Annotated in this window: 5 protein-coding genes; 2 read left to right on the top strand and 3 right to left on the bottom strand. The window is 59.1% G+C overall.

The features are described 5' to 3' along the window. Positions 1-242: 242 nt before the first annotated feature. From aspT to IB244_RS14385, 3 genes are all read right to left on the bottom strand, one after another. On the bottom strand, positions 243-1934 hold the full coding sequence (gene aspT / locus IB244_RS14395) for an aspartate-alanine antiporter (protein WP_169680669.1): 1692 nt from the start codon (positions 1932-1934) through the stop codon (positions 243-245). A 64-nt stretch (positions 1935-1998) separates the two neighbouring features. Beyond that, a complete protein-coding gene (locus IB244_RS14390) occupies positions 1999-3624 on the bottom strand; it encodes a bifunctional aspartate transaminase/aspartate 4-decarboxylase (protein WP_169680671.1) in 1626 nt (541 codons plus the stop codon). 476 nt (positions 3625-4100) lie between these two features. After that, on the bottom strand, positions 4101-4928 hold the full coding sequence (locus tag IB244_RS14385; RefSeq protein WP_312867230.1) for a hypothetical protein: 828 nt from the start codon (positions 4926-4928) through the stop codon (positions 4101-4103). 404 nt (positions 4929-5332) lie between these two features. Between IB244_RS14385 and IB244_RS14380 the strand changes: the two genes are divergently transcribed. After that, positions 5333-5566 carry a nodulation protein gene (locus tag IB244_RS14380; protein WP_246733615.1) on the top strand — a complete coding sequence of 78 codons (234 nt, stop codon included), beginning with the start codon at positions 5333-5335 and terminating at the stop codon, positions 5564-5566. Between the two features lie 449 nt (positions 5567-6015). Next, positions 6016-8721 carry a decarboxylase gene (locus IB244_RS14375; RefSeq protein ID WP_169680674.1) on the top strand — a complete coding sequence of 902 codons (2706 nt, stop codon included), beginning with the start codon at positions 6016-6018 and terminating at the stop codon, positions 8719-8721. The last annotated feature ends 25 nt before the right edge of the window (positions 8722-8746 follow it).

Raw genomic sequence — 8746 nt, 5'->3', positions numbered from 1 at the left:
CGCAACAACACGGGAACGCAACTCGATCGGATGTGATTTGCCCATGACCGGTCTCCTTCCAGCTACGAAGGAATCACAAATCGGCCGATTCGAGAACCTGAATCAAAAAACGGGCGACGCGCTTTAGTCAATAATGCTGCTTCCATGTGCACAGGACTGATATCAGACCCAGAGATGACGATGGTGACCACTTGGGCCCAAGCGGTCACCTCGGCAAGACACGCTACCTTACCTACGGCAAACTAGCCAAGCAACAGGACCACGACCATCCCCCAGATCGTCAGCAGCGTGTTGCCGATGGCGTAGGTCACGGTGTAGCCCAGCGCGGGAACCTGGCTCTTTGCCGCGTCCGTGATCATGCCGAGCGCCGCCGTGGTGGTACGCGCTCCGGCGCAGGCACCGAACAGGATGGCTGGGTCGAACTTGAACAGGTATTTGCCGGTGTACATCGCCAGGAACAGCGGAACGGACGTCGCAACCACACCCCAGAGGAACAGGCTTACTCCAAGCTCCTTCAGCCCAGCGACGAAGCCGGGGCCGGCGCTGATGCCGACCACGGCGATGAAGACGTTGAGGCCGACCGAATTCATGAACCAGACGGTCGAGGACGGGATCCGTCCGAAGGTCGGATGCACCGAGCGAAGCCAACCGAAGACAAGGCCGGAAATCAGTGCGCCGCCGGCGGTTGACAGCGTCAGGGGCACACCGCCGACGTTGAGGACGAACGCCCCGACCAACGCGCCGAGGACGATCGCGGCGCCGATGAAGGCGACGTCGGCGACGTCGGTGGCGCGATCGGGGTAACCGATGTCTTTCGTCGCCGCGGTGATGTCCTGCGGGCGCCCGACGAGGGTGAGAATGTCGCCGCGATGGATCTTGGTATCCGGCAGGATCGGGATCACGGTCGCGGTCGCACCGCGAACGATCTTGCGCAGGAAGACGCCGCGCACCGTAGGCGACTTGGCGAGTTCGGACAGCGTTTTGCCGTCGACCGCCTTGGACGTGACGTAGATGTCGACGCCCTCGGCGCGGACATTCTGAAGCTCGGGATCGTTTACTTCCTCGGCGGCCTGGCCGAGCACCTCGACCAGCACGTCACGCGGACCGGCCACGGCGACGACGTCTCCGGCCCTGAGTACCGTATCGGCGGTCGCCTCCTCGATCCGGCCGTCACGGCGGATGCGCTCGACGAAAACGCGCGCGTCCGGCACCATCGCCTCGGCTTGCTTCGCGGTCATGCCCACGGCGCGGCCTTCCGGCTTGATAAGGTAGGCCCTGAGTTCGAAGCGGTGCCAGGCCGATCCCGCTCCGCCGAACTCCGCCGCGGCGCTGTGGCGCGCCTCGTAATCCTTGCAGGCGGCGACGAGGTCGATCCCGAGGAGCCGCGGGCCAACCAACGCCAGAATGACCGCCGATCCGGCGGTACCGAAGATGTAGGTCACCGCGTATGCGATAGGCATCGCGTTGAGCGTCGCCTGGGTCTGTTCTGCCGCCAGTCCGAGCCGGTTTATCGCGTCGGTGGCAAGGCCCATGGAGGCAGAGATTGTCTGCGAGCCGGCATAGAGGCCGGCGGCCGAGCCGACATCGTAGCCGGCGATCATTGCAACGATCACCGGAACTATCAGGCAGTAGATGCAGACGACCACGGAAAAGATCGCCTGCGGCAGACCGTCGGAAGCGATACCGCGCACGAACTGCGGTCCAACGCCGTAGCCGACCGCAAACAGGAACATCAGGAAGAAGACCGATTTGACGTTTGGCGATATGACGATGCCGAGCTGCCCGATGACCACGGCGGCGAGCAGGGTCGAGGTGACGGCACCGAGACCGAGACCCTTATAGGTGAACTTGCCAACGAAATAGCCGATCGCAAGCGACAGGAAGATGGCGATTTCGGGATATTTCTGAAGCGTTGCGGCAAACCATTGAAGCATGGTGGCGATCTCCGGCGTAGGATCTCTTCGGCTGCGTCTTCTACAAATCGAATAGCGACCCGCCCTACGGCTGAGCCGTCTCGCCCTTGGCGGCGCGGTAGGCCTGCAGATAACCTCGCGCCACCGCACGGATGGCCCTGCCGATCGAATCGTAGGCCTCGTCCGGCAGGTTGGCAAAGGACACGCGCACCGACCAGTTCGGCGCCTCGAAGCCCGATCCGTTCAGCACCACGATGCCATGGTCCTCGGCTAGCTTGAAGGCGATATCGAGCGGATGAACGTTCTCCTTCACCCAGTCCGTCACCTCGTCGCCTACATATTTGCGCGCCCAGTATTCATAGTCGATGATGCCGTAGTAGCGGTCGAAATAGGGGCGAGCCTTGAACTCGATCCCCATTCCGTTCATCAGCTTGTCGAACCGGCGTTGGCAGATGGCCATGCACGCCTTCTGATAGATCTTTTCCTCGTCCATCATTTCCACGAGGCTGAACAGCGACATCATCACCTGTTGCGGGAGCGACAGGCCGGCCGTGTGGTTCAGCGCCACATCGCGGCTATCGGCGACGATGCGATCGATGAACTTGAGATCGCGGGGATGCGGCGTCAGAGCCTTGTAGCGCGCGTCGAGAAGTTTTTGCGTGGCCTCGGGCATCTTTCGGAGCATCTTGTCGAAGATGTTGTCCTGGGCGACGGCGACGACGCCGAGGCGCCAGCCGGTGCATCCGAAATACTTCGAATAGGAATAGACGCCGATCGTGTTGTGAGGCAGATGGCCCATGACGGATTCGAAATTCGGCACGAAGGTGCCGTAGACGTCATCCGTCAGGATCATCAGGTCTGGGCGCTTTGATTTGACGAATTTGACCAGCCGGTCCATGCTTTCCGGATCGATCGCGACCGCGGAGGGATTGCCGGGATTGACGATGAACAGCGCCTTGACTGACTTGTCCTCGAGCGGTTTCAGGTCTTCCTCGGTCAACTGGAAACGGTCTTCCGCCTCCGCCGAAACATGGATCTGCTTCAGCGAATAGTCCTCGAGATGCGGCATCTCGAGATAGGGCGTGAAGATCGGCGTGACGAGCGCAATCGTATCACCGGAGTTCAGAAGGCGCGCATTCTTGAGCGCCTTGAAGATGTAGCACATGGCCGCGGTGCCGCCTTCGACCGGGTAGAGGTCGAATTTTGCGGTCGGGCGGTGGCCAGCGCACATGGCCCACATCAGATATTCATGAGTAATCGCTTCGTTGTGCACCAACGCGCGGTCGGGAACCGGATAGTGGTCGCCGATAATCGAATCCGTGAGTTCGTTGACGAACTTGTCAGGCTCGAAGGCGAATTTCTTGATGGCAAAATCCACCACAGCGTCGAGCGTCTCAGCGCCGGGCGTGTCCGGATCGCCCTTGCGCTTTTCCACCCATGCCTTCAACCGCTTGTAGCATCCGTCGACGGGCGGCATTCCCGCGAGACCCGCTTCTTCATCGAAGGAAACACGCTTGGCCTCGGTCAGCGCGAACTGACCGAGAAGGAAGAAAGCTTCGCGCGCCTTGGTTGCGATCCAGTTGGGGTTGCCTCGCCCGGCGTTGAGATATGCACGACCCGACTTGTCGGCCTGAGCCAGCCTGATGAGTTCGTCCTTGATCTCAAAGGGGCTGAGATCGACAAATTTTGCGTAGATTCCCGCTTCCGTCATTATCATTCCTCCCACTGTGGTATGCCTGCCGGGCACTGGACACATCGAAATGCGGACTTCGAGTTCTGCTAGTTGGAAAGGTATCCGATGAGATTGCAACGGCAAAGAATGTTACACCTTCAAGTGGGGTAGTATACGGTATCCTACACCCTTTAAGGCATGCATCACCGATGTGCTCTCACCCTTTTATCACTGCCGCATACCAATAAGAGCGCCGACAACCTCGACGCCACGGCGACAGTCGACGATATTGATCCGGACGATTTCGACGACGCAATGAAGGGTTTCTCCCGTCTGCAAGCTTCGTCCTAATACGAGACACGCGCCCCGGACCAAGCGGGAAGCCATTTCGCCGGCACTGGTTTTCGAGCGGGTAAGGAGCGCACATGCATTGACCAAGCATCGGAAGCAGAAGCCGGCTGGAGACGGTTAGCCTGGCCACTCGCTTCCGAGAGCCGATATCTCCAGGGCGTAGCCTATTCTTGGGGCCGCGACGTCGCACCCGCTCCGAATGGGGCTGCCACAGCCGCCGCGATTGATCGCGCGATGGCCATCTGGGCGTCGAGAATGCTTCGACCCTTTATATTGACGTCGTAGTCGCTCGACCACACGACTGCACTGTCTGCCCCCCGGACCAGGCGTGCGATTGCTCGCACATCATCAGCCTCCAGGCGTATGCTACCTTGCAGAGTGTATGTCGTGTCGGCGTTGGTTTTTGCGCCCTCAGTGACCACGACCAGTTCTTTGGACTTCACGAGATTGACGACGATTTCATTTTTCAGCCCACTCAGGACTTCATTCGAGACCCTCGTTTCTTCGTTGGTCGCAAAGGGCTTGACTAAAATCGTTGCCCTGCCGCCGCCCATGACTGGCTGCTTCGATGTAGTGTTATTTCTTTCGGTGAACGACGCCATCACCACGGCGGCAAGTACAATCATTCCAGCGGTGATCATAATCCAACGAGGCAATCTGCTTTCGCGCTTTGGCGGCTCGGTTGGCGGCTTCTCGGGCAATGACACGCCTGCGGCAGAGACCGTTTGCGCTTCATCTTCAGTCCTGGTGCCACCCTCAATCGCCCGTTTTGCGAAAGTTGGAACGTAACCGCCAGCCGGAACGGCAATCAGTACCTCATCCATTGAGCCGCTCGTCAGATAGTACCGCTCAAGTGCACTACGAAGCTGGCGTGCTGCCATTCGCACGCAAGGATCATTCATCGCATCGAATGACGCATCACGTCCGAAAACGCTGGTTGCAATAGTGAATGCCTTCAGATAGGCGGCGCGTCCTTCGAGGGTCTCGTTCACGATGAACTGCAAAAATCTGCGCCCGCGATCGGGGAGAATGAAGTCTGGGCTCGACAGTATGCGATCCAACTGTTCTCGGACCTCGCCGGGAGAGGGGTGCGAGTGTACGCCGTCGGGTTGACTTCTCATCTGGGTCCTTCCGACAAGTGGACAACTAAAGGCATGTCGATGCTAGATTATCGACATGTCGTGACATGGCAATTGGCTTCCTTAAACACGCCAAAAAAAAGGCCGCGCAATTTCACGGCGGCCAGAACGGGCACGGAAACAGAACATACCGTAATTTACTTCCGCGTGGGCGCGCGGTTGTTACACTGTTATCGGGTAGAGGATCGCCAATGGGGAAGGATTGGATAGAGGAAGACGGCTGCCGTGGGACCGCGCAATCTGGATTGCGTCGGTTGATGCTCAAGCTGCCTGCGCAACGCCAACTGCTCCAGAAACTGCCCGCGTCCAGTTCATGGCCGTTCTTTTGCAATCTTCTTGAAGCCTACGATGAGGGTTGCGTCGCACTGGAAGCCTTCCGGCGTGATGGTGCTGACCGCTTTTATATCGAGGAGTACGAGACGATGGTCGCTGAATTGGAAGCTGATATCGTCAGGGACCTTGCGCGCGTCGTTTGGCCACCGGACCGGTAGAATAGGATGTCGGGAAAGACAGAGGCCGGGGGAGGCTGCAGCTCGAAAACCATCGGTCGAGGAGGAAGTGAGTAGGCTACAGACGGTCTGCGGTAAACTACCGTATTTTACTTCGCATGTCGCAGCCGTTGAGTGATCCTGAGTTCGGCCCGCTAGGGCTGTGATGCTGTCCCGTCGCGCACGACGCCGGCTAGCTACGGCTCCGCTTAAGGGCTAACGGGACGGAATGCCAGATACCGAGTCTAGGCTACACTGGCGACAATAGTCCATTCGCGACCTGGGACTAATGCTGACGTTGGCCTGAAATGGATGGGGGTCGGTATACGGCTCCCCTCGCCTTGCAGTGCTTTTAGAAGCTGGCGACCTCCAGCAGGCCACTCCAATCGTCTGTGCAGTGACAATTCGTCAACTGTAGCGAATCTTCAATAAAAGGGTGTTGGGAGCATCAGATGCCAAAAAAAACCGCAGACAATCAGTCTCTGCTGATGCATTCGGGGCGTGCCGACAACTGGCGCGAGGTCACGTCTCTGGCCGACGCGTGGGCCGCACAACGGGGAGGGCGGGAGGCGCTGGAGGCAGCGCTCGCCGCCATAGAAGCCGTAGAGGAATACCACGCTTATCCCGGTGCGCGATTGCGCCAAGCCCTGGCCGAGCGCATTGCTTCAAACGACCCCAGCGGCGCGGCCAGACTGGCTCGGCGCATCTCCAACGGCCTTCTGACGGATGCCTATCGCAGCCGTCCCGAGGAGTGGGATGTCAATGACCACCTGTCGCCAAACGAGGTGGTCGATATTATGCCGCCAGCCACGGGTGAGGCTCGTGCTCATCGCCCCTATTTCGAGGTCCTGTTTGTCAACAGCCAACCGGCGGCGCGATGGCCCGCCTTGGCCGGTGAGCTCCGCAGGATGCGCCGTCACGAGGATTCCTTCATCTACGAGCCCATCTTTGTCGGCTCCTTCGAGGATGCGGTTTGCGCTGCGGCATTGAACCCATCTATCATCTCCGTCGTCCTTGCGGAGGGATTCCCTTACCGCTCGCGCCACGACGCGCCAGTGTTGCGCTCCGTCCTAAATCCGCTGCTTGGCGAGGCGGAAAGCCCCGAGGTCTCGGCGCTGCACTTGGCACGCATATTGAAGCGGATCCGACCGGAACTCGACATTTACTTGCTGTCCGACCGGCAGGTCGAGAAAATTGCCGGTGATCCGGCGGCGGATTCGATACGGCGCATCTTCTATTCCGTCGAGGAACCGCTGGAGCTGCATCTCGCGATCATCGAAGGCGTGCAGGCACGGTACGAGACGCCCTTCTTCGACAACCTGAAAAAATATGCACGGCGACCCATTGGTACGTTCCATGCCCTGCCCATTGCTCGCGGCAAGTCTGTCTTCAAGTCGGACTGGATCCGCGACATGGGCGAATTTTATGGCCTCAACCTGTTCTTAGCAGAGAGCAGCGCGACAACGGGCGGCCTCGACAGCCTTCTGGAGCCTACCGGCAACATCAAGCGATCGCAGGAAATGGCTGCCCGTGCCTTCGGTGCCGACCACGTCTTTTTCGTTACCAACGGCACGTCCACCTCCAACAAGATGGCCGTCCAGGCGCTGCTGGCCCCGGGCGATATCGCGGTGGTCGACCGCAACTGCCACAAATCGCATCACTACGGCATGGTTCTAACGGGTGCGCAGCCATACTACGTCGAGGCTTTCCCGATGACGGAATACTCGATGTACGGGGCAGTACCACTCGCAACCATCAAACGTGCATTGCTGGCGTTGAAAGCGGAGGGGCGGCTCAATCGCCTAAAGCTGCTTGACCTGACCAACTGCACCTTCGATGGGCACATGTACAATGTCAGGCGGGTGATGGAGGAGTGCCTTGCCATAAAGCCGGATCTGATCTTCCTCTGGGACGAGGCGTGGTCGGGATTTGCCCGGTTCTCTCCCTTCCTGCGACCTCGAACCGCCATGGGAGCCGCGGCCGATATCGAGGAATGGTTGCGCGATCCCGCCTCCATCAGTGCCTATGAGAAGCAAAGCGCCAATCTCGGAGATAACCCTTCCGACGAGACACTTCTGGCCACCCGGCTGATCCCCGATCCGCGGCTTGTACGCCTTCGCGTCTATCAGACAAACTCGACGCATAAGTCGATGTCGGCGATCCGGCAGGGCTCCATGCTCCTCGTCAAGGATGTGGACTTTCATACGGTTGAAGCTCAGTTCCACGAGGCAGTATTCACGCATGCATCAACGAGCCCCAACCAGCAACTGATCGCCAGCCTGGACGTCGCGCGTCGACAGATGGAACTTGAAGGCTATGGCCTGGTGATGAACGCAATCGAGATTGCGTTGAAGATCCGTCGGGCAATCAATGAGCATCAGCTGATCTCGAAATACTTCCGTGTCCTCGGTGCCGACGAGATGATACCAGCTGCGTACCGCCAGTCGGGCTTCCAGGACTACCTCGCGCCCGGCTCGAACTGGGCCACCGCGGTCAAAGCGATGCAGGAGGATGAGTTCTATCTTGATCCGACGCGCATGACGCTTGTCTGCGGAACCGCTGGTTTCGACGGAACGCAATTCAAGGGATTGCTGGCGAGCGAGTACGGGATCCAGCTCAACAAGACGTCGCGCAATAGCGTGCTACTCCAGTCGAACATCAACAACACGCGTAGCGACGTGGCCCACCTTATCCGCGTTCTCGTCGAGATTTGTCTCGGCATTGAGAAGCGCCTCGCCGACGGTGGACAGGCAGAAAGAGCCGCCTTTGATGCGCGGGTCAAATCCCTGATGACTGACGTGCCGGACCTGCCCAATTTCAGCCATTTCCACGAAACCTTTCGGGGTGATGCGGGTAAAACAACACCCGAAGGCGACATGCGGACCGCCTTCTTCAATGCCTACGACGCCGCGCGTTGCGAGTATGTGCCGCTGCTCGGTGCTGAGTGCGATCGCAGACTGCGGGAGGGACCGGAAATGATTTCGGCCAATTTCGTCATACCCTATCCGCCCGGGTTTCCGATCATGGTGCCGGGTCAAGTGCTGACGCAGGAGACGATCGATTTCATGCGCAAATTGGATGTGAAAGAGATTCACGGTTACGAGAGAGCCAGGGGGCTAAAATTGCTCAAACCGAAGGCTGCAGGCGCAAAGCGCTGAGTCATTGCTTCAGGAGCGCTGGCTT

Source organism: Rhizobium sp. RHZ02, from assembly GCF_014851575.1.
Classification (GTDB): Bacteria; Pseudomonadota; Alphaproteobacteria; order Rhizobiales; family Rhizobiaceae; genus Rhizobium; species Rhizobium altiplani.
Note: the sequence above shows the minus strand (reverse complement) of the source record. Positions and strands in the feature narration are given on the sequence as shown.